We start from the raw sequence: 20,732 nt of genomic DNA, 5'->3' as shown, positions 1-20,732 counted from the left end.
TGGTCATGGACACCGACATTTTCCACAATTCGACCTCCCGCCGCCGCTTCCTCTCCCTGCTGGGCGCGGGCGTCGTCGCCGGCACGGCCGCCTCGGCCGGCCTGGCCACCCCCGCGCTCGCCGTCGGCGCCGGGACGAGCACGGGCAGCGACCTCACCGGCTGGACGACCATCGTGGGCGACGGCGTGTACGCCGCCGCGGGCCAGAGCCCGGTCACCGACGCCGACATCGCCGCCGAGCACGGTGGCACCCAGACGCGCCTGCGCGCCAACGTCCGCAACCGCGGCGTGATGGCCCACGTGCTGTCGTTCCACCGGCTCACCGACGTGTCCATGATGGCCATGGCGCACCGGGCCTCGTACTCGTTCCGGATGCCGTACATCCCCTCGACGGCCGGCGGCGCCCGCAACGCGCAGACGGTGGAGGGCGGGCTGTTCGTGTGGGACGGCATCAACACCCGGGTCGACCACGGCACCGCGTTCCAGTGGGTGCTCAACCCGTGGCAGTCGAACTTCGGCGCGATCCTGGTGTGGAACGGCTCCGGATGGATCAACGGCGGTTACCTCAAGCCGGACACCGCCTGGCACGCCGTGTCGTACCTCGTGGACCCCGTGAACCAGGCGGTGGAGCTGGTGATCGACGGCGTCAAGCTGCCGGCGCCGTACAGCCGGACGCCCAAGAGCGGCTGGGGCACGGACGTCTCCGCCCGCCTGCAGGCCGAGGCGATCTCCATCTGGCCCGGCTCGACCGCCACCTGGGCGCCGCAGCACGAGGCGGAGTTCAAGAACTGGAGCTGGACCCGGGGCTAATTGTTCTCGTCGAGGATTTCGCGTACCTGGGAGAACATCCGGAAAATCTCGACGCGACCGTCGAGGAAACCCATCCGGTAATCCGCTCCCGTCCGGGGATGCTGTGCCCGTTCCGCGTCACGGCATCCCGCCAGGGCGTCGCTGCGGCCGGCGTCGTACGCCAGCAGCGCGTCGTCCACGAAACCCTCCTGGGGTGTCACCAGTCCCGCCCTCCCGCACCGCTCCGCGCGACAATGTCGCACAGCACGGACGGGCGTGACACCGGCTGACCGCCCGACCCGGACCCGACCGATCCGCCAACCGATATACCGTCAGTGATCAATCGATCACGCCAGCGCGACGCACGGCCGACGCCCGGCTCATCCCTGAGGTGAGCCGGGCGTCCGGCATGTGCCCGGGCGAGCCCCCGGACTGCGGATGCTCGCCGCACGGCCGGGTCAGAAGTCGAAGAGCGGGCCCGTCTGGCGCAGCATCTCGCAGCGGTTCGAGAACGTCTCGCTGTAGCGGACCGGGCGCCCCTCCCAGGAGCCGAGGGCGCTCGCGGTGACCGGCTGGTATTCGCGGGTGCACGCGCCGTGGGGATTCAGGTCGAGCACGCCGAGGTGGCCGTTGACGCTCGCGGCGGCGGCGCACGCGCCGGCGGCCTGCGGGTGCGCGCCCCCGACCGGATCGCAGGTCAGCAGCGACATCCTGGGCGCCGCGCCGGTCTGGTCGTAGACCATCAGCGCCAACGTGGACGATGCGGTGCGAGCCGTCGCGGCGGTGGGTGCCGCGGCGGCGGGTGCCGCGGTCGCGGCGAGGACGCCCGTGCCCGTGGCACAGGCGGCGAGCAGGCTGAGGGCGCCGCGCGCGAATGCGTTCATGATTTTCCTCCTTGACCGGGGTCCGTCGTGGGGACCGTGCCGCCCGTCCGTCGTGTGGTCCGGGCCGCCGGTGAGCCTAAGCCGTTATTGCGTCGTTCCAAGAAACTGTCTGTTGCATTCCTGGGGGCCGGCTGTTAACGGCGCACGACAAATTCAGGCGGCATTGTGGAGGAAAAAGAAATGATCGGAGCCGGGCGCCCTTCATCATGACGGAAATCGCACGGCCGGGTCAGGACAGGGATGTGCGGGCGATCGCCTTCTCGGTGAGGCTGCCGAGCCAGAGCGTGTCGCCGTGCTGGCGCACCCCGGTCGTCATCACGTAACGGCCGGCCGGGCCGTGCAGGGTCCGCAGCACCGCGCCGTCGCCGTCGACCCGGGCGGCGATGGTGTACGGCTGCGGCTGTGGTTGCAGCCGCTCGGGCAGCACGGCCGCCAGGCGGCGCAGCATCGGGTACGGCAACAGCCGTTCGGCCACGGCCACCCGCGGGCTCGCGAGCGCGATCCAGTAGGTGCCGTCGCCGACGGCCGACATGTTGTCCGGGTACGCCGGCAGATCGCCCAGCACCCGTACGGCGCCGTCCGGCAGCGACAGCCGCAGCAGCCGGTGGGCCACGGTCTCGCAGAGCAGCAGCGCGTCCTCGTCCGGGGTGAGTGCCACCCCGTTGGGGAAGTAGAAGCCCTCGGCCACGACGTCGGTCCGGCCGGTACCCGGGTGGTAGGCCAGCACCCGCCCGTTGGGCCGGTGCTCCAGCAGGTCCCGCCGCCAGTGCGAGACGGGGAACCGGTTCGAGCTGTCGGTGAAGTAGACGACGCCGTCGCGGGCCACCGCCGCGTTGTTGCAGAACAGGATGGGGCTGCCGCCGGCCCGGGCGGTGAGGTCGGCGATGGCGCCGTCCGCGGTCACCCGCAGCAGGCCCCGGTAGGCGTCGCAGACCACGAGGCTGCCGTCGCGGGGGTCGATCTCGATGCCGAGCGGGCGGCCGCCGGTGTCGGTGACCAGCTCGGGCGCCGCGCCGGGACGCGCGTCGGGCGGCCAGCGCCAGATGCGGCCGTCGTCCGTGCCGGAGTAGACGTGGCCGTCCGGGCCGACGACGACGTCCTCGGGGCCGTGCCCGCTGGGCACGCTCAGCAACTCGGCGTCGTCGAGCCGGGTGTCCGACGGCGACCAGGCGCCGGTCAGCGGCGGCGGGGTGGTGGCCGGGAGCTTCACCGGCCGGATGAGCCAGGGCGCGGGGGGACGCGGAACAGTCATGACATGCATGATGCCTGCCGATTTCGACGGAGGTCGATCGCCACACCGTCCGCGGCGGCGGGGGAGCAACGGATCCGGCGGCGCTGCATGCGCAGCGCCGCCGGAAGGTGCCTCACCGGATGTGCGGAGCCGTCACCGCGTCTTGACGGTGAGCGCCCGGCCCCGGCCCGCCCCGGCCGCGTTGACGGCCTGGACGGTGCAGCGGTAGCGGCTGTTCGCGCCGGTGAAGGTGAACGAGCGGGCCTTTCCGGAGACCGTCGTCACGATCGGCGCGCCGCGCCGGGAGCCGTCGGCGTCGAGCCGCTGGCGGGTGATCCGGTACGCGGTGACCGGCGCTCCGCCGGTCGAGGCGGGAGCCGTCCACCGCAGCGTCGCGGTGAGCGCGCCGCGGGCCGCACCCGGGGTGCCGGTGAGGCGCTGCGGCAGGCCCGGGGCCGTCCGGGGCGTGACCGCCGCCGAGGCCGGCGACAGGGCGCCCGTGCCGATCCCGTTCACGGCCCGGACCCGGAAGCGGTAGGCCTTGCCGTTGGCGAGGCCGGTGACCGACAGCACCGAGGCGGTCGCGGGAGCGGTGCGGACCTTGCCCACCGGGGTCCCGGTCGCGGCGTCGAGCACCTGCACCTCGTAGCGGGTGATCGGCATGCCGCCGTTGTCCGCCGGCGCGGTCCACCGGACGACCGCGAGGCCCTTGCCGGCGGTGGCCCGCCCGATCCGCGGGCTGCCCGGCGCGGTGCGCTGCTCACCCGGCCCCGGGGCGGTGGGTGCACCCGGGTCGGCCGGCGCGCCGGGGGTGCCGGGGTTGCTGGGCGTGCCGGGGTTGCTCGGCGTGCCGGGGTTGCTGGGCAGGCCCGGGTCGCTCGGCGTGCCCGGGTCGCTCGGCGTGCCGGGGCTGGGGTTGCCGGGCGTTCCCGTGGCCGGGCCCGTCGGCACCACGCGGTTGGAGATCGCGGAGAACTCGCTGGCTCCCGCGGCGTTCACCGCGCGGACCCAGAAGGAGTACGCCGCGCCGCGGACCAGATCCGTGAACGTCATCTCCGTGGCGTCCGGCCCGGCGACGTCCACGCCGAGCACGACGCCCGTCTCGTGGTCCAGGGCCTGGATCTCGTAGCCGTAGACCGGGGTGCCGCCGTCGTGTGCCGGTGCGGTCCAGCGGACCACCGCCGTGCCGTCGCCGGCCGTCGCGGTGCCGATGGTCGGGGCGTCGGGTGCCGTCGGGGTGACCGGGCGGGTGGGCGTGGTCGGGTTGGTCGGGTTCCCCGGGTTGGCCGGGGTGGTGGGGGCCCCCGCGCCGGAGTCCACCGGCGTCTCCGGAGCCGGGTCCACCGGCGTCTCGGTGTCGCCGCCGGTGTCGCCGTCGCCGGGCTCACCCGTGTCCTCGTCGCCGGGCTCGCCGGCGTCGTCGTTCCCCGGCTCGCCGGTGCCCGCGTCGTCGCCGGGCTCCCCGGTGCGCGGCGCCGGGGTGACCGGTGCCGACCACGCGGTCCAGTCGCCGGGGCCGTCCGCCGTGGTGGCGCGGATCCGGAAGCTGACCGCCACGCCGTTGGCCAGGCCCGGGACCACCAGGGTGCGGGCAGTGGCGTCGCCGACCTCGGTCGTCACGGTGGTGCCGCCGTCGGTGCGCTCCAGCGTGAAGCCGGTGATCCGGTCGCCGGCCGTCTCGTCCGGCAGCGTCCACAGCACCGTGGCCCGGCCGTCGCCGGCGAAGGCGGTGACGCCCGCGAAGGCGACGGGCGCCGTGACCTCGACGGTCTGGTCGGCGAACGCCAGCTTCTCGATGTTGCGCAGGATGTCGGTGCCGTCCGGGCCGGACACGACCAGGGCGTCGCCGAACGGGTCGACGGCGTACTGGTGCCGGGTGCCGGAGAAGACCGCCGTGTCCTGGCCCGCGGCCGGCGCCGTCAGGATCTCCCGGACGGTGACGATGTCGCCGGGGTCGACCCGGCCGGCGAAGACGTCGGCCTGGAGCTCGGCCATGCTGCGCACCGAGCGGATCTCGTTGCCCTGGGCGTCGCGGACGCTGAGCCGGACGGTCAGGTAGCGGTCGCCGTCGAGGATGTCGTCGCCGAGGCGGCCCTCGATGGTGTCGTCGCCCGCGCCGCCGAGCAGGATGTTGCCCTCGCCCCAGACGTTGCCGTGCAGGTCGCACGGGCGGCCGCTCTGGTTGCCCACCGCGGAGGCCGGGGTCGGCAGGTGCGTGACGACCTGGTCCAGGCCCCTGATCCGGGCGATGCCCGCGGCGTCGAGGGCGTCGCAGCCGAGGAAGCCGCCGCCGTCGCCGCCCACGGTCGACGGGATCACGTCGTCGCCGCGCAGGACGTCGTCGCCCGCGCCGCCCGAGAGGGCCTCGAGCTCGTTGTAGCGGTCCCGGACCCCGACCGCGAGGACGTCCAGCGGGTTCAGCGGGAGGTCCAGGTCGGCGTCCATCGGCTGGTCGTCGCCGCCCTGCTCGCGGGTCGCCGCGATGGACCAGTCGTAGCCGGAGCCGCCGGCGTTCTTCTCGATGCCGGGGCCCTGCACCCCGATGTCGTCGCCGCCCTCCATGTCGTAGTCGTCGTCGCCGCCCTGGCCGATCAGCACGTCGTGGCCGGGCTTGTTGGAGTCGTCGAGGAAGAACAGGTTGCCGCTGTCGCCCTGGAGCAGGTCGGGGGAGTTGCCGCCCTCCATCCAGTCGTCGCCGGCGTCGCCCCAGGCCGCGTCCTCGCCGTCGCCGGCGATGAGGAAGTCGTCGCCCTCGCCGCCGAAGGTGTCGTTGGCGTTGGCGCCGCCGTTGGTGAAGTCCTTGCCCGTGCCGCCGTTGACGACGTCCAGGCCGGGGCCGGCGTCGATGGCGTCGTTGCCGTCGCCGCCCTTGGGCATGTCGTCGCCGCCGAGGTCGGTGAGGACGTCGTCGCCCTCGCCGCCGAGCGCGTGGTCGCCGCCGGCGCCGCCCTCGAGGACGTCGTCGCCCTCGTTGCCCCAGAGGGTGTCGTTGTCGTTGCCGGCCACGACGCGGTCGCGGCCCTCGGTGCCGTTGTAGACCGACTGGCCGTTGATGCCGGGCGCGTCGACGGTGTTGCGGGCCTTGTACTGGATGGTGCCGTCGGGCATGCGGACCAGCAGCGCCTGCTCGTCGCAGTCGGTGCCGGGGTCGTCGGTGACCCGGTTGCCCGCGGCCCGGTAGCCGGCCTCCGTGCCGTCCAGGTGTGCGAGCTGGAACTTGCAGTCGGCGGTGGCGAACACGTCCGCCTTGAGGGTGTGCGCCGAGGTGTTGCGCATGATCATTTCGGCGAACGAGTTGCCCTCGAGCTGCGCGCGCAGGTTCATGCCCGGCGTACGGGCCAGGTAGTACAGCCGGTCGCCGTTCTGCAGGTTGGTGAGCTGGCTCTCGAAGACGTAGTCGAAGGTGCTGCCCAGCAGGCCGCCGAAGGGCTGGGTGGTCTCGGCCAGGCCGCCGACCCACAGGTCGACGTGGTCGAGGCCGGAGGTCGCCGTGGTCCAGGCGCCGGTGGCGTTCATGAACGCGGCGGCGTCGGCCGGTGCCACGTCGCCGGGCTGCGGGTCGACGATGGCGCGGGCCGCGGCCCGCTTCGCCGCCACGGTGCCCGCGGCGCGCACCGACGGGTGCCCGCCGTACGCGGCGACGAAGTTGACCAGCGACTCCGGGTGCTTGAGGTGCTCACCCAGGTCGACCCAGCTCCGGTACGGCGCCAGCCGCCCGTCGTTGGTGCGCTCGTGCAGGATGCGGCGCAGGTTGTTCAGCGAGGGCACGCCCTCCGAGCGGCCCCGGGCGATGTTGATCGCGGCCAGGTCCATCGGCAGGCCGAGCAGGTTGTTGCGCAGGGTGTCGGTCATGAACTCGTCGAGCTCGTTGCCGACCTGTTCCGACATGCCCATGACGATCCCGCCGGCGGCCTGCTCGGGGGAGAGCGTGCCGTTCGCGGTGTACGCCATCGGGTTGAGGAACCCGTCGAGCAGCGACATCGAGGTGTCCGCCCCGTCCGCGTCCGTACGGGAGATCGACTCGGTGAGCATGGAGTGCCCGAAGCGGTAGACCGAGTGCGCGAACTCCGCGTACACCGCCGGGTTCAGCTCGCTCTGGGTGAACGCGAACGGCTGGAACGGGTTGATGCCCGGCTGGATCTTGCGGGCGAACTCCTCGAAGACCAGGTGCTGGTACTCCATCTCGTTGACGAAGCGGGCCGCCTGGAAGAGCCGCTCGCCGTTCCACGCCTCGCCCAGCTTCCACTCGGCGAGCGCCGGGCCGCCGGCGTCGGTGAGCACCCGCTCGATGTCGCCCACCAGCCGCTCGTGCTCGGAGTGGAAGATCTGGTGCACGGCGGTCAGGCCGATGTTCTCGTTGGCCCGGCCGTCGCCGGCGATGTAGTGCGCCGCCAGCATCTCGTCGTCGTACGTGCCGGCGGGCTGGCTCGCGAAGTCCGCGGAGGCGCCCTGGTCGTCGTCGGGGCGCGGCGCGACCCTCGGGGTGGCCGGGTTGTGGTCGGCGTCGACCGGGGTCGGGTCGGCGTGGTGCGCGATGTCGGTGACGAACGGCGTGTCGAAGCGCAGCGTGTTCGCCGGCACCGGCACCGGGTTCGCCCGGTCGCCCTCGACGAGGCCGGTGGCGGTCACGTACTGGGGCAGGCCGCGGGCCGGGCCCGGGACGAACTTGCCGTACGGGTCGGTGAGGATCGACGGCACGTCCAGCACGTCGGCGTCGGTGAGGGCGAGGCCGAGCCGCTCGCGCGCCTGCCGCTTGGTCTCCGCCCAGGTGGGCAGGCCGCCGGCGGCGCCGGACAGCAGCCGGCCGGTGGAGACCGGGCGGCCCGCGGCGTCGTCGGCGTACTCGCGCAGGAAGACCTGGTGCGCGGCGTGCGAGGTGTACGTCTGCGAGAGGTCGACGAACGGGGAGTCGGTGTTCTTGGCGTCCTGCACGTCGTCGGCGGTGCCGAGCTTGCCGTCCGCGCCGGGCTGGTTGGCGGCGCGGGTCAGCGCCATGAACCGCATCGACGGGGGCACGTAGCGCGCGTCGCCGGGCTTCGGGTCGTCGGCCGTGCCCGGGGTCCGGTCGGGGCCGGCGATCAGCGGGTCGTCGGCGCGCAGCGGGACCACCACGGTGCCGCCGCCCTTGACGGTCTGGTCGATGCCGTGGTCGAAGAACTGCCCGAAGAGGGTGAACCACGAGTTGTACGGGGCGCTCAGCCCGACGTCGGTGGTGACGTTGGGGATGAACAGCGTCGTGGCGCCGTCGGTGGCCGGCGTGGTGGCGCCGGACTGGCTGCGTACCGGGTTGCCGGCCGCCGCGACCGCCGCCGGGTTGGCCGCGGTCTGGTCGACGATCAGGTTGCTGATCAGGCGCGGCTGCGAGTCGACGACGGTGTTGTTCGCGCGCTTGTCCGCGTACGTCGTGGGGAATGCGGGGCTGCCGGGGCCGAAGAGGCCCGCGGGAGCGTTCTCCGCCGCCGTGAAGTCCTTGCCGCTCAGCCGGGGGAAGAGCTGGTCGGCGGCGCCGTAGTGCTCCTGCCCGGCCACGAGGTTGTTGCAGGAGCCGTCGACGGTGCGCAGGCCCTGCGAGAGCAGCGGGCTGGGCAGCTGGTCGGGCCCGGTGCCGAGCAGCGCCCCGCAGGGGCCGGTCTCGCTGGTGGTGGCCGCGGCGTGCGCCTCGGCGATCTTGATCTGCTTGAGGATGTAGGCCAGGTCCGCGGGCGTGATCGTGAAACCCTGGCCGGCCGGCGCCGCGGCGGCCGGGGTGGCGATCAGGGTCGTGGCGAGCAGGCTGCCGACGGCGAGACCGAGGGGGAGCTTCATGAGGCGTTCTCCGGGGGAGTCAGGGGAGAATCCGTGTGATTCGCACATCCTGGACGTGGCCGGTGTGGTCGCCCTCAGGTCCGGCTGAGCACGAGCTGAAGGCCGTCCCCTCGACGGAGGACGGCCTTCAGGCAGGCGTCAGAGGCTCAGCCGTGGTGCGGCCGCGGCCCCTCCACCAGGTTCGGCAGGCCCTGGGAGAGGTCCACTCCCGGGCCGGGCAGGTTGGCCGACACCGCCACCCGCTCCGCGGGCACCCCGGCGGCCCGGCCCAGCGCCTCGCGCACCGCGAGGATCCGGCCGTCGCTGAGAACCGCGCCGAAGTACCGCACGGTCAGCCCGGACTTCTGCACCGTGGGCACGTAGTGGTTCAGCGAGTCGGCCAGGATGCCCTCGCGGTCCACCCGGGCCAGCACGTCGGCCGGGTCGACCCCGGGCGCCGGGACGACCCCGAAGGTCAGATCGTGCACGACCACCGGCTCGACCAGGTAGAACGCCACCGTACGGGGCTGGTGGTCGCGCATGAACGCCTCGCCGTCCGCCACCGCGGTGCCCTCGGGGAGCACGAACGTCATCTCCGGCACCAGATACTCCAGCATCTGGGCGCTGAAGACGGCGAAGGTCGCGTCCGTCAGCGTGCCGACGCCCGCGGCCGCCGCCGCCGCGCGCAGCTCCGAGGCGATCTGCGCGCGGTCGGCGCCCTTCGCCGGGTGGATGGCGATCGCGGCCCGCTTGCGCACCATCGGCCCGTCGAAGGTCGTGGTGGCGAGCCCGTCGCCGGCGTCGTCGGTGACCACCCCGGCCGGCTCCATCGCCTCGACCGGGCCGCCGAACCAGCCGCCCGCGCGCAGCGCCAGCGCCACGCAGACCAGCACCAGGGCCACGGCGAGGCCGCGGCGCAGCCGGGTCCGGATCCCTCCCGCGGTGCCCATCAGCTGCCCAGCGGGTAGGACGGGGCGTAGACGACCGGAGCCACCGGCTCGTAGTCCTCGTACGCCGGATCCGACGAGATCGGGTCGTTGGCGTTGATGTCGCCGACCGCGAACTGGATCATCATGTCGTTGTCCTCGTGGATGAGGTTGTGGCAGTGCACCATGTAGCGCCCGCCGGCGTTGCCGTCGCCGGTGGTGAACTGCATCAGCACGCTGACGGTCTCGTTCTCGCCCAGGTAGAAGACGTCCTTGCCGCCGTTCTCCCAGGCGTGCGCCTTGCGGTCGGGCGTGGTGTTGCGGGCGATGATCCTGCCGTCGACGAGGTGGATGTGCAGCGGGTGGAACCAGCCGCCCGACTCGTTGACCAGGTCCCAGATCTCGACGGCGTACGGCTTTGGGTTGGCGAAGACCCGCTGGAAGTTGGTCTTCTCGACGTCGTCCCAGGTCTCCCCGTTGATGGTCCAGAGGCCGTGCTTGCGCTCCAGCCGCATCTTGCGGCGGGCCGTGGCCATCTCCGGCTTCAGGTGGTTCACGTCGATCGCGCCGCGGTTCGCGAACGGCTGCGGCCCGAGGTCGAGCACCTTGGGGATCTCGTACGGGTCCGGGCCGGCCGGGTCCGCGACGACCTCGAACTGCATCACCTTGCCGGTGTTGCGGAAGTCGGTGTTGTTCTTGTTGCTCAGGTTGCGCAGCTCGATCTTCGTACCGGGCTTGTACTTGCGGAAGTCGATGAGGATCTCGTACCGCTCGGCGGGCGCCTGGCGGAAGGAGGACACGGCGGCGACCTTCGGCGTCATGCCCGCGTCGGTGGCGACCACGTGCATGGGCTCGCCGGTGCTGAGCATGAACCGGTACGAGCGCGAGATGCTCGCCACCAGCACGCGGAACCGGTAGACCCGCGGCTTGACCCGCATCTTGGGCCACGGCACGCCGTTGACCAGGATCACGTCGCCCATGAAGCCCTCGTGGTCCTCGCCGTCGAAGGCCACCGAGCCGTCGGCCTTGAACGCCAGGTCGCTGACGATCAGCGGGACGTCGTACTCGCCCTGCGGCAGCTGGGCGCGCTCGTACCGGTCGCTCAGGTGGTACTGGGCCGCCAGCCCGGCGAAGACGTTCTGCGCGGTGGTGCGGTGGTTGTGGTCGTGGTACCAGAGCGTGCGGGCCTGCTGCCAGTTCGGGTACTTGTAGGTCTTGCAGTACGCCGGGTCGGTGTGGTCGTTCGCGTAGCCGTCGTACTGCGGCAGCGACGCCGAGCCGTGCAGGTGCGTCACGGTGCTGAACGGCTTGCCGTGCAGCGGGTTCGTGGTCAGCTTGTTGGTGATCCGGACCTCGGAGCGGGTGCCCTGGGGGACGCGGATGGTCGGCCCCGGGAAGATGCCGTTGTAGCCGGCGATCGGGGTCAGCAGCCCGGGCACGATGCTGGCCTGGCCGACGCACTGGGTCAGCCGGTACCGGTGGTACGGGCCCTGGTCGTCGACGCCCTGCTCGGACGGCATCAGCACCGGAGGGCGCCGGAACATGGTCGTGAACGGGGTGGGGGTGTTCCTCGACGCCAGCTTGCTCGACTTGGCGACCACCTCGCCGCCGGCGGTCGCGACGAGCAGGCCGCCACCGCCGGCCGCCAGCGCACCTCTGAGCAGGCTGCGCCGGCTCACGTTGCCACGGGACATCCGAAACTCCAAGGGGGAGACGTGCAGGTGACCGCAGACCCTAGGAACCGGCTCTGAGGAGCGCCGTTGAAAATCCTGGAGTCGCGGCCTGGATCGTCGCCCGTCGATTCAGCGGTCCCTCAGGTGCGGCTCAAGGCGGCCGCAAAACGTTCAGCTTCGCGCTCCGCTGCCGATCTGATCCCGTCGAGGAGGTGGCGATGCGCGTCTGTGTGCTCGGACAGCTGGCGGTGACCGACGGCGACGGGGTGGTTCTGCCCGCCGCCGAGCTGCCGCGCCGTGCCCGCCAGGTCCTCGGCGTGCTCGCCGCCCGGCACGACCGCATCCAGTCCAAGGACGCCCTGGCCGACGCGGTGTGGGGGGCGAAGCTCCCGGGCAACCACGTGGCGGCCCTCGAACACTACGTGTCGGTGATCCGGCGGCGCCTGCAGCCCGCCGGCAACGCGTCGTCGTGGTTCATCGTGACCCGCAGCGGCGGCTACCTGTTCGACACCGGCCGCGCCGAGCTGGACCTGGCCGAGCTGCGCGCCGCCATCCGCGGCCTGGACGCGCTGCCGACGGAGGGTCCGGAGCGCCTCGTCGCGCACGCCGGGATCCTTGCCCTGGCCCGCCAGCTGCCCTTCCCCGAGGACCCGTACGCGGACTGGGCCGACGCCGCCCGCAGCGAGGTCCAGTTCGCCGCCGTCAACTCCCTGCTCGAGCTCGCCAAGGCCGCGCTGCCGAGCGACCCGGCGCGCTCCCTGCGCCTCGCCCTGGACGCGATCGAGCTCAGCCCCTACCTGGAGAGCGGGTACGAGGCGGCGATGGCCGCGGCGGTGGCCATGGACCGGCCGGACGAGGCACTGCGCATCTTCGACCGCTGCCGCCGGGTCCTCGACGAGGAGCTCGGCGTGGCGCCCTCGGCCGGGCTCGTCCGCCTGCACCGTGAGGTCCTGGCCGGGCGGCACGCCGTCGCCGCCGCGGCGGAGCCCGAACGGGTCGCCGTGCTCCCGGCCGTGCGGGCCTCCGCACCCTCGCACCGCTTCCTCGGCCGGGCCACCCAGCTGAGCATCCTCTTCGGGCCGGACGCCCCGCCGCTCGTGCACGTGGTCGGTCCCGCCGGGTCCGGCAAGTCCGCCTTCCTGGCCGAGGTCGCCCGGCACGCGCCGGGCCGGGCCGGTGTCGGCCACGGCGGCTCGTCCGCCGGCGTGTTGCGCCTGACCTGGCTACGGACGGCGCTGGCCGAGCTCGGCGCCGGCCCGGAGGTGCTGGCGGTCGTCGACGCCGCCAGCGACCGGCCGCTGCGCGGCGACGAGCTGGAGCTGGTCGCCACGGTCCTCGCCGGCCCCGAGCCGTGCTTCCTCGCCGTCGACGACGCCGCCGACCTCGACCCGGCCAGCGTCACCGAGCTGGCCTGGCTCGGCCGGCACTGTCCCGGGCTGCGCATCGTGCTCACCTACTGCTACCCCTCGCAGCTCGTCGGGCGCCCGCTGGCCAGCCTGAACACGCCGGTGGTGCTGCGCCTGGGCCCGCTGACGGCCGCGGATCTGGCGCCGCTGGGCGACGACACCCTGCTCGACCGCACCGGTGGGATCCCGGCGCTGGTGGCGGTCGCCTCCCGCCCTGCGGAGCTGGCGCACGCGGTCGCGATGCAGATCGCCCGCGAGCGGACCCGGTGGATGCCGGAGCTCGCCTGGCAGGTGCTGCGCTCGTGCGCGGTCCTCGGCCCGCTGGGCACGGCCGACCTGGCGCCGCTCACCGGCCGTAGCGTGCCCGAGCTGCTTTCCTGCATCGACAGCCTGGTCCACGCGTTCCTGCTGAGCGAGGAGCCGGACGGCACGGTGCGCCACCGCAGCGCGATGATCCGCGACGCCATCGCCGAGCAGGTCTCGCACGCCTCCAGCACGCACCTGCGCAACCAACTGGCGGCGGCCTCCTGAGACAGGAGACCGCCGCCGTTGTGCGCACGGCTCAGCCGTGCCTGTTCACCCGGGTCAGTTCGTCACCGTGACCGGTACGCCGAGGCGTACCGCGCCCGTCGACGTGACGAAGCTGATGTTGCGGATGGCACCCGGCACCGGGCCGGTCACCCGGACGCTGAACGCCCCGGTCGCATCCACCGTCGCCACACCGATCACCCGGCCGGTCAGCGTCAGACCGAGCACCACCGCGACGCGCTGCCCCGCGGGCAGGTCGCTGGTGCCGGAGATCCGCCACTCGTTGGTGTTGGTGCGGTAGCGCACGGCGAAGTTGGACAGCGTCTCCGGCTGCGGCCGCACGGTGACCAGGTCGGTGGCGATGCCGGCCGGGTTGCGCACGGTCAGCTCGAGCACCACCGGGTCGTTGTTCGCGACGTACGTCGCGTTCGGGCCGGGCACCGCGGGCAGCGCCTGCGCCGGGTAGACGAACCCGGCCCGGGCCGAGGTCGCGCCGGTCAGGGTCACGGCCGGACCGGACACCTGCCGCCACGAGTACGACTCGGCCGTGGTCGACTTCGAGCCGTCCAGCGTCACCGAGCGGCCCCGGATGACGGTCAGGTCGGCGCCGGCGTCGGCCTGGGGTGCCGCCGCCGCGGTCACGTCCACGGTCACGCTCACCGGCACCGCGGTGCCACCCGGTCCGCGGACGGCCAGGCTGAAGACGTACGCGCCGGGGGTGGTGGGCACGAACGTCGCCAGGGCGGCGGTGGGGTTGGTCAGCGCGACCGGCGGCCCGGAGACCTGCGTCCACGCGTACGAGTCGACCTCGCCGACCGTGGCCCGAGCGTCGAGGCGCACGCTCTGCCCGACGATGGCCGGGGTGTCGGCCGTGGCCGCGGCCACCGGGGCGTTCGGCTGGAAGGTGCGGCCGGAGCCGATCAGCGACGCCGTCGCGGTGCCGCCGGCGGCCGAGGTGACCGTGATCGTCGCGGGCGGGGCCACGACGCCGGTGAACGGGGAGCCGGTGAGCGGGCCGAAGCCGGCCACCGTCAGCGCCGGCCGGGAGGCGAGGTCGCTGGAGGACGCGGAGACGCTCAGGGTCTGCGCGTCGGCGTCGTAGGCGACGTTCTCGACCCGGACCACGTCGACCAGGGCACGCTTCTTGCGGGCCGCGGGCTGGTCGCTCCTGTTGACCACCTCGACGGTGGTTCCGGCCGGCACCGGGCCGGTGACCGGGAAGCGGCCGTAGTAGCGGCCGTCGGCGCCGCGCAGCGGCGCACCGCGGAAGCCGAGCGCCTCGTTGCCGGCGACCTCGATCACCTGGTCCGGCTCGCTGGTCGCGAAGACCTCGATCGCCCCGGTGCCGTCCGGGCCGACGCTGTAGGTCGCCTGGTCGAGGTCGACGCCGGCGTTGGTCGCGTACCGGCCCTGGACGCTGAAGAGGTCGGTGAAGCCGAGCTCGGAGAGCACTGTGCCGGTGACCGGGTCCAGGCGCTCGATCCGCACGAAGTTGGTGTTGTACGGGCTGCCGACGACCTTGTGGTCCACACCCGGGTCGCCGACGTAACCGGCCGGAGCGGCGGGCGCGACGGCGGGGTCCCACTTCAGGAACGGGCCGACCCGCGAGGTGAACGCCTGACCGAACGCACCGGGGGTGGTGCCGATGTCCTCGGTCATGTTGACGCCCCGGTCGTCGGCCACGATGTCGTCGATGCCGTACGGGTGGGTGATGCGGTAGCGCTCGCCCTCGTTGGCGTCGAACCGGATCCGGATCCGGCCGAAGACCATCTGGTCGCCCTCGCGCACCTCCTCGGCGGCCCAGGCGCCCTCGAGATCCATCCCGATCGTGGCGTCGACGCCGTTGGCCAGCGTCAGCTCCGCGCCGGCGAGCTGGTAGAAGAACTCGCCGGGGAAGTTGTCGGGGTACGACACCGGCTGGTCCGGGTCGGGCACCTCGTCGGGCAGCGTGGAGCAGAGCGGGTCGTCGAGCGTCGTGCACGCCTCCAGGCGCACGTTGTTGCTGTCGCGGTACCAGGCCGGGAAGCCGTGCTCGGCGATCGGGCCGACCTGGGTGAGCTTGCCGGCCCGGGGGGCCGACGGTGCGACGACGACGGCGGCCGCGGTGCTGGCCAGCGGCGCCACGACCGCCACGGCGACGCCCAGGGCGACCGGCAGGCGAGCCAGTAGTTTCTTCATGGGACTCCTCAGACGTATCTGGAGCGTCACACCATGCCGAGGAGTCCCGTGGCCCGCCTGAGGCCGGCCTGAAGCCCGCCTGAAGTGCCCCTACCTGCCGGCCGGTGCGGGGGACACCGGCACCGGCGGCCGGCGGCGGCCGCGGACGGCACCGGCCGCGATGTCGAAGAGCAGGAACGCCGCCAGCGGGACGCCGAACAGCGGCAGGGCCCAGCCCAGCGCGAAGACCAGCGGAACGCCGGCCACCACGCCCCAGGTCGGCAGCTGCTGCCAGGCTCCGCGCGCGGGCGGCGCCCCGGCGAGCGCGCGGCGGCCGGCGCGGGTGGGGCGGCGCTGCCACCACATCCGGTAGCCCCAGCCGATGACGCAGACCAGGCCCACGGCGAGCGCGGCGAGCAGCAGCTGGTTGACCAGGCCGAACAGGGTGCCCATATGGGCGTTGATGCCCCAGCGGGTCAGCTTGGCCAGCAGCGGCCAGTCGGCGAAGTCGACCCGGTCCACGACCGTGCCCGTGGCGGCGTCGACGGCGACGACGTCGCGCCCGACCGGCCACTCGTTGCGGATCTGCCCGACGGACCACGCCGTCGCGGCGTCCTCGGGGACGGTGATCTCCAGGGGCCCGGACAGGCCGTGGTCGCGGGCCACCCGCACGACCCTGTCGGCCGCCGCGGGGTCGGCCGCCGTGCTGGCCGTGCCGGAGCCGCTGCCGCCGCCGTGATGGCCGCCGGACGGCTGCGCGCCCGCGCCGGTCAGGCTGGTGGACACCGAGGGACGGCTGCCCTGGAGCGCGTCCACGGCGACGCTGAAGTTGTCCCCGGCGTAGCGCGACCAGGTCAGGCCGGTGGCGGCCAGGACCAGCAGGCCGGCGGTCAGCCAGACCCCGGTGGCGGCGTGCCAGCCGCGGGTACGCCGGACGCCCTTGCGCGCGCTCAGGTCCGGGGTCAGCAGCCGGCGGGCGGTACGGTTGCCGCGCTGGCGCCGCCACCACAGGATCAGGCCGCCCACGGCGATGACGCCCAGCCAGCTCGCGGCGAACTCCGAGTAGTGCCGGCCGAGGTCGCCCAGGTGCAGGTTGCGGTGCAGGTCGTCGAGCCAGGTCTTCAGCGGCGTGGACGCCCACCACGTGGTCAGCCGGCCGGTCACCGCGCCGGTGTAGGGGTTCACGTACACCGTGTGCCGGTGCTCCTCGTCGAGCTCCGGCGACGTGAAGTCGATCTGCGTGGTGGCGTCGCCGTGCCCCGGCCGTACCGTGGTCAGGGTGCCCTCGGGGTGCGCGGCGCGGGCGGCGGCGATCTGCTCGGCCAGCGGGCGGGCCGGCCCGCCGGGCTCCGCCACGACGAGCTCGTCGGCGTACACGGCGCGTTCCAGCTGCGGCGCGAAGACGTACGCCAGCCCGGTCAGCGCCGCGACCAGCAGGAACGGCGCGACCAGGATGCCGGCGTAGAAGTGCAGGCGCAGCAGCAGGGGGCCGAAGCCCCTCGCCGACCGGTCCCGGCGGCGCGCGACGGGGGGCGCCGGGGAGGGTGGTGCGGTGGTGGTCATGGAAACTCCGGTCACGGTCGGCGGTGTGGGACTGCAGCGTTGGTCGCCCGTGACCGCCGGTTGGTTCCCGCCGTGATCGGCGGCAGCCCGGCGGTGAGGACCGTCATGGCAGGAACCTCCAGGGCGCGCGGACGAAGGCGCAGCCGTCGATGTCGAGCAGCGGACGTACGGCGGGATCGGTGGCCAGCTCGGCCAGGTCGGTGCGGACGCGGACGGCGGGCACCCCGTCGGCGTGCAGCGCGCGCAGCGCCTCGTCGGTGCTCACCTGCGCGAGGGCCACCGGCAGCGCGGGATCGTCGTAGCCGGCGGGCGTCCGTGGCGCGACCACCCAGCCGTCGCGGGTCGCCACCGGGGCACCGAGCGGTCCCCACGCCGGGCGCGCCGGCTCCCGCCCGCTCAGCCGGCTGTGCTGCAGGACCCCGGCGGCCGAGAGCAGGCTGCTGTCCACCCGGCGGCCGCGCCCGTCGGCGTGCCGGGCGACCAGCGCGGCGAGCACCCCCTCGGCCGACACCAGACCGCCGAGCACGTCGAGCAGCGTCATCAGCGATCCGGCCGGCGGCTCGTCGGCGGGGCGCAGATGCTCGCCCAGCCCGGCGTACGCCTGCACGGTGGAGTCGGTGCCCGGCGGTGCCCCGGGGCCTCGCGCGTCGCCCCAGCCGGAGGCGTACGCGTACACCAGGCCCGGATTGACCTTCGCCAGGTCCGTGCTGTCCAGCCCGAGGGCGGCGGCCCGTCCCGGCGCCCAGTTGTGCAGGAAGACGTCCGCCCCGGCGACCAGCTCGCGGACCGTGTCCTGACCGGCCCGGGTGCGCAGGCGGGCCGTCACGACCCGCTTGCCCCGGTTGACGGCGAGGAACCGCGCCGAGCAGCCGCCCACCATCGGCGGCATGCCGCGCGAGGGATCGCCGCCGTCGGGTTCCACCCGGATCACCCGGGCGCCGAGCAGGCCCAGCAGGTGCGCGGCGAGCGGGCCCTGGACGCGCCGCCCCGCCTCCACCACGGTCAGTCCGGCCAGCGGCAGGCCGCCGGGGTGCGCGGCCGCGGCGGGCCGCACCGCGTCGGTGGTGACGCTGACCGACCACGCGCCGCCGCCGAGACCGGGATCGGTCAGCCGCTGCGCGTGCGACCGTACCGGCTGCACCGCGACTCCGGCGGCCCGCGCCGCGCCGACCAGCTCGGCGTACGTCAGTGCGGCGACGGCCTCGTGCAGCTCGGGCGGCAGTGGGGCGACCGCGGTCGCCGAGCGGGTCACGAAGGCGTGCCACCCGGAATCGACCAGCCGGGCCGGCACCTGCAGGCCGGTCCACAGCGTCCACCACGGCTCGGGATCGAGCGTCTCCAGCTCGACGCGGATCCCGTCGATCGTGCAGAAGGGCGGTGGCGTGCCCCGCTGCTCGTAGCGTTCCGGGTGCTCGGGATCGGCCGCGGTTGCCGCGGCGAGATACTGCGACACGGTCAGCAGGGCCACCGAGGCGGGGTCGACGCGGACCTGCCCGACCGGCTGCCCGCGCAGGCCGGACAGCTCGGCGGCGAGGGTTCCCTGCGCGGCGACGATCCGGGTCGCGGCGGTCAGGTAGTCGACGCCGATGCGGCGCGGGCGGCCGGCGGCCCGCCCGTGCACGGCCATCAGCCCGTACGTGGCCTGGGCGCTCACCTCGTCGAACGCGCCGATCCCGGCGGTGGCCCCCGCGTGCTGGTTGGTATCCACGCTGAGAGTGGTCGGGAAACGGCCCGCCACGGTTCCCGGAAAGTCCGCCCGGGGCGATGGTCAAGTAGCCCGGTGCGGTGCCGAAGGAGAGCCGACGGAGTTCACCGTGGGGCCGAGCCGCCAGGAGGCGCTTGCAATGTCGCTCACCAGTCGTCTGTCGGTGTCGGGGGTGGCGGCCCTGATGATCACCGGCGCGCTCGTCGCGCCGGCCCCGGCCGCCTCGGCGGCTCCGGCGCCCCGTGCGGCGGCGGCCGCTTCGGGTGACGTGACGAGCCCGGAGGAGGCCGAGCGGGTCGACCGCGTCCCCGCGCCGGCGCCGGCCTGGTACAACTGCTACGGCGTGGGCCAGTGCGCCACGGTGACGGTGCCGCTGGACTACGACGACCCCGCCGGTCCGACGGTGGAGATTGCCCTGCTGCGGGTGAAGGCCCGCAAGCCGCAGAGCCGGATCGGCAGCCTCTTCGTCAACCCCGGCGGCCCCGGCGGCTCCGGCACCGCCATGGCGGCGTCGTCGTCGATGTTCCTCAGCGACGGCGTCCTCGACCGGTTCGACATCGTCGGCTTCGACCCCCGCGGCATCGGCTTCAGCGACACCGTCGCCTGCTTCCCCTCCACCCGGGCGCAGAGCATCGTGATGGCGAAGATGAACATGCTCTTCCCGTACGGCACGCCGCAGGAGAGCACCTTCGTCAAGTCCGTCCAGGCGATCGGCCGGGGCTGCTCCACGACCGGCGCCACGCTGGCCGGGGCCATGTCCACCGCCGAGGTGGCCCGCGACATGGACGTGCTGCGCCGCGCGGTCGGCGACACCAAGCTGACCTTCCTGGGCTTCAGCTACGGCACGGCTCTCGGGCAGTACTACGCCAACATGTTCCCCGACCGGGTCCGCGCCCTGGCCCTCGACGGCGTCATCGACCCCGTCTCCTGGACCGGCACCCCGCAGACCCGGGACCAGCTCCTGGACGACCGGCTGCGCTCCGCGGACGGGGCGTACCGGGCGCTGACCAAGCTGCTCGCGCGCTGCGACCGCGTGGGCCCGCAGGGCTGCGTGTTCTCGGCCGGCGACCCCGCGAAGCACTTCGCCGCCATCGCCCGCAAGCTGCGCGCGAAGCCGCTGGTCCTCCGGTTCGGCAAGAGCACCTTCAAGGTCACCTACGCCGACTTCGTCAGCCTCGTGCTGAGCAGTCTCTACACGCCGTACGCCGGCGAGATGGTCACCGAGATCGCGGCCTCCGTGGAGGCGCTGCTGGCCGCGCCGGGCAAGGTCACCGGCAAGCAGCGCTCGCTGGCGAGCAAGGCCCTGCTGGACCGGCTCGACCGGCTGCGGTCCCCGGGACGCGACTTCCCGTACGACAACTCGGCCGAGGCGTTCGCCGGGGTGATGTGCACCGACGCCCGGCACCCCGCCGACGCCGCGAGCTGGCCGGTGCTGACCGCGCGCGCGGACGCCCGCGCGCCCTACTTCGGCCGGGCCTGGGGCTGGGGCAGCGCCGCCTGCGCCGAGAACACCTGGACCGTCCGCGACGAGGACGCGTACCTGGGCCCCTTCGACCGTACGACGGCCGCCCCGGTGCTGTTCGTCGGCAACTACTGGGATCCCGCGACCAACTACCGCGAGGCGGTGTCGGCGTCGCGCCGGCTGCCCGGCAGCCGGCTGCTGTCCAGCGACAACTGGGGTCACACCGCCTACGGCACCTCGGCCTGCGTCACCCGCGCCGTCGACGCGTACCTGATCGAGGGCGCCCTGCCGGCCGCGGGCACGCTGTGCCGCTCGTCGATGCAGCCGTTCGGGCGCACCAGCGGCAGGGAGGTGGAGACCGACTCCATCTCGGTGGCGGCCGTCTCCGCCGCCGGGGAGACCAAGTCCCTGCCGCCGGTCGCGGGCCTCTACCCGGCCTCGATGCTCCCCATGAACGGCGGATGACCGCGAGCGCGCGACACGATCACCGGTGCGTGCATCGAATCCGATGGATGGTACGGTGCGACGGAATGTCATCTTTGGCACACGGGCGGTAACACACGGTCCCTAGTGTGGGCATCTCGGTGTCCGAACACCGTCACACCGGATCGGAGGGGTTGCAGCT

At 73.7% G+C, this 20,732-nt stretch carries 12 protein-coding genes; 3 read left to right on the top strand and 9 right to left on the bottom strand.

Going from position 1 to position 20,732, the window contains the following annotated elements; genetic code table 11:
• The first annotated feature begins 5 nt into the window (after positions 1 to 5).
• The gene (locus IEY99_RS08990; RefSeq protein ID WP_189201318.1) at positions 6 to 809 is read left to right on the top strand and encodes a hypothetical protein; all 804 of its coding nucleotides are present in this window, start codon (positions 6 to 8) and stop codon (positions 807 to 809) included.
• Here IEY99_RS08990 and IEY99_RS08985 read toward each other — a convergent pair.
• From IEY99_RS08985 to IEY99_RS08960, 6 genes are all read right to left on the bottom strand, one after another.
• Positions 806 to 988 carry a hypothetical protein gene (locus IEY99_RS08985; RefSeq protein WP_189201316.1) on the bottom strand — a complete coding sequence of 61 codons (183 nt, stop codon included), beginning with the start codon at positions 986 to 988 and terminating at the stop codon, positions 806 to 808. The two genes, IEY99_RS08990 and IEY99_RS08985, sit on opposite strands and share 4 nt — an antisense overlap.
• 258 nt (positions 989 to 1,246) lie before the next feature.
• Entirely contained in the window at positions 1,247 to 1,672 is a 426-nt protein-coding gene (locus tag IEY99_RS08980) for an SSI family serine proteinase inhibitor (RefSeq protein WP_189201314.1), read from the bottom strand.
• 229 nt (positions 1,673 to 1,901) lie between these two features.
• Positions 1,902 to 2,924, bottom strand: a complete 1,023-nt coding sequence (locus IEY99_RS08975; protein WP_189201312.1) for an SMP-30/gluconolactonase/LRE family protein — start codon at positions 2,922 to 2,924, stop codon at positions 1,902 to 1,904.
• A gap of 132 nt (positions 2,925 to 3,056) precedes the next feature.
• Complete coding sequence (locus IEY99_RS08970; protein WP_189201310.1) at positions 3,057 to 8,708, bottom strand: peroxidase family protein; 5,652 nt, start codon at positions 8,706 to 8,708, stop codon at positions 3,057 to 3,059.
• 146 nt (positions 8,709 to 8,854) lie between these two features.
• The gene (locus IEY99_RS08965; protein ID WP_189201308.1) at positions 8,855 to 9,637 is read right to left on the bottom strand and encodes a hypothetical protein; all 783 of its coding nucleotides are present in this window, start codon (positions 9,635 to 9,637) and stop codon (positions 8,855 to 8,857) included.
• Positions 9,637 to 11,307: a multicopper oxidase family protein gene (locus IEY99_RS08960; RefSeq protein ID WP_189201307.1), complete on the bottom strand. Its 1,671-nt coding sequence runs from the start codon at positions 11,305 to 11,307 to the stop codon at positions 9,637 to 9,639. Before IEY99_RS08960 ends, IEY99_RS08965 begins: the two co-directional genes overlap by 1 nt.
• A 197-nt stretch (positions 11,308 to 11,504) precedes the next feature.
• Here IEY99_RS08960 and IEY99_RS08955 point away from each other — a divergent pair, with 197 nt between their 5' ends.
• Positions 11,505 to 13,223 carry an AfsR/SARP family transcriptional regulator gene (locus IEY99_RS08955; RefSeq protein WP_189201305.1) on the top strand — a complete coding sequence of 573 codons (1,719 nt, stop codon included), beginning with the start codon at positions 11,505 to 11,507 and terminating at the stop codon, positions 13,221 to 13,223.
• 54 nt (positions 13,224 to 13,277) lie between these two features.
• Here the strand turns inward: IEY99_RS08955 and IEY99_RS08950 are convergent, their stop codons facing one another.
• The 3 genes from IEY99_RS08950 to IEY99_RS08940 all read right to left on the bottom strand — a co-directional run bounded on the left by IEY99_RS08950 (position 13,278) and on the right by IEY99_RS08940 (position 18,648).
• Positions 13,278 to 15,398, bottom strand: a complete 2,121-nt coding sequence (locus IEY99_RS08950) for a PKD domain-containing protein (RefSeq protein WP_189201303.1) — start codon at positions 15,396 to 15,398, stop codon at positions 13,278 to 13,280.
• Between the two features lie 90 nt (positions 15,399 to 15,488).
• Positions 15,489 to 16,940, bottom strand: coding sequence for a PepSY-associated TM helix domain-containing protein (locus IEY99_RS08945; protein WP_189201301.1), 1,452 nt, complete (start codon positions 16,938 to 16,940; stop codon positions 15,489 to 15,491).
• 103 nt (positions 16,941 to 17,043) lie between these two features.
• A complete protein-coding gene (locus IEY99_RS08940) occupies positions 17,044 to 18,648 on the bottom strand; it encodes a CoA transferase (protein WP_189201299.1) in 1,605 nt (534 codons plus the stop codon).
• Positions 18,649 to 18,784: 136 nt separating this feature from the next.
• On the opposite strand from IEY99_RS08940, the gene IEY99_RS08935 reads away from it, so the two are divergent.
• Positions 18,785 to 20,572, top strand: coding sequence for an alpha/beta hydrolase (locus IEY99_RS08935; RefSeq protein ID WP_189201297.1), 1,788 nt, complete (start codon positions 18,785 to 18,787; stop codon positions 20,570 to 20,572).
• The last annotated feature ends 160 nt before the right edge of the window (positions 20,573 to 20,732 follow it).

Source organism: Couchioplanes azureus, from assembly GCF_014648355.1.
Lineage (GTDB): Bacteria > Actinomycetota > Actinomycetes > Mycobacteriales > Micromonosporaceae > Actinoplanes > Actinoplanes azureus.
The sequence above is the reverse complement of the archived record's forward strand: the minus strand, read 5'-3'. Positions and strand labels throughout refer to the sequence as shown.

What these genes read in the sequence shown, in the direction of transcription:
- IEY99_RS08950 (WP_189201303.1), bottom strand. Translation starts at nt 15,398, where the DNA reads ATGAAGAAACTACTGGCTCGCCTGCCGGTCGCCCTGGGCGTCGCCGTG.
- IEY99_RS08955 (WP_189201305.1), top strand. Translation starts at nt 11,505, where the DNA reads ATGCGCGTCTGTGTGCTCGGACAGCTGGCGGTGACCGACGGCGACGGG.
- IEY99_RS08975 (WP_189201312.1), bottom strand. Translation starts at nt 2,924, where the DNA reads ATGACTGTTCCGCGTCCCCCCGCGCCCTGGCTCATCCGGCCGGTGAAG.
- IEY99_RS08970 (WP_189201310.1), bottom strand. Translation starts at nt 8,708, where the DNA reads ATGAAGCTCCCCCTCGGTCTCGCCGTCGGCAGCCTGCTCGCCACGACC.
- IEY99_RS08965 (WP_189201308.1), bottom strand. Translation starts at nt 9,637, where the DNA reads ATGGGCACCGCGGGAGGGATCCGGACCCGGCTGCGCCGCGGCCTCGCC.
- IEY99_RS08960 (WP_189201307.1), bottom strand. Translation starts at nt 11,307, where the DNA reads ATGTCCCGTGGCAACGTGAGCCGGCGCAGCCTGCTCAGAGGTGCGCTG.
- IEY99_RS08935 (WP_189201297.1), top strand. Translation starts at nt 18,785, where the DNA reads ATGTCGCTCACCAGTCGTCTGTCGGTGTCGGGGGTGGCGGCCCTGATG.
- IEY99_RS08980 (WP_189201314.1), bottom strand. Translation starts at nt 1,672, where the DNA reads ATGAACGCATTCGCGCGCGGCGCCCTCAGCCTGCTCGCCGCCTGTGCC.
- IEY99_RS08990 (WP_189201318.1), top strand. Translation starts at nt 6, where the DNA reads ATGGACACCGACATTTTCCACAATTCGACCTCCCGCCGCCGCTTCCTC.
- IEY99_RS08945 (WP_189201301.1), bottom strand. Translation starts at nt 16,940, where the DNA reads ATGACCACCACCGCACCACCCTCCCCGGCGCCCCCCGTCGCGCGCCGC.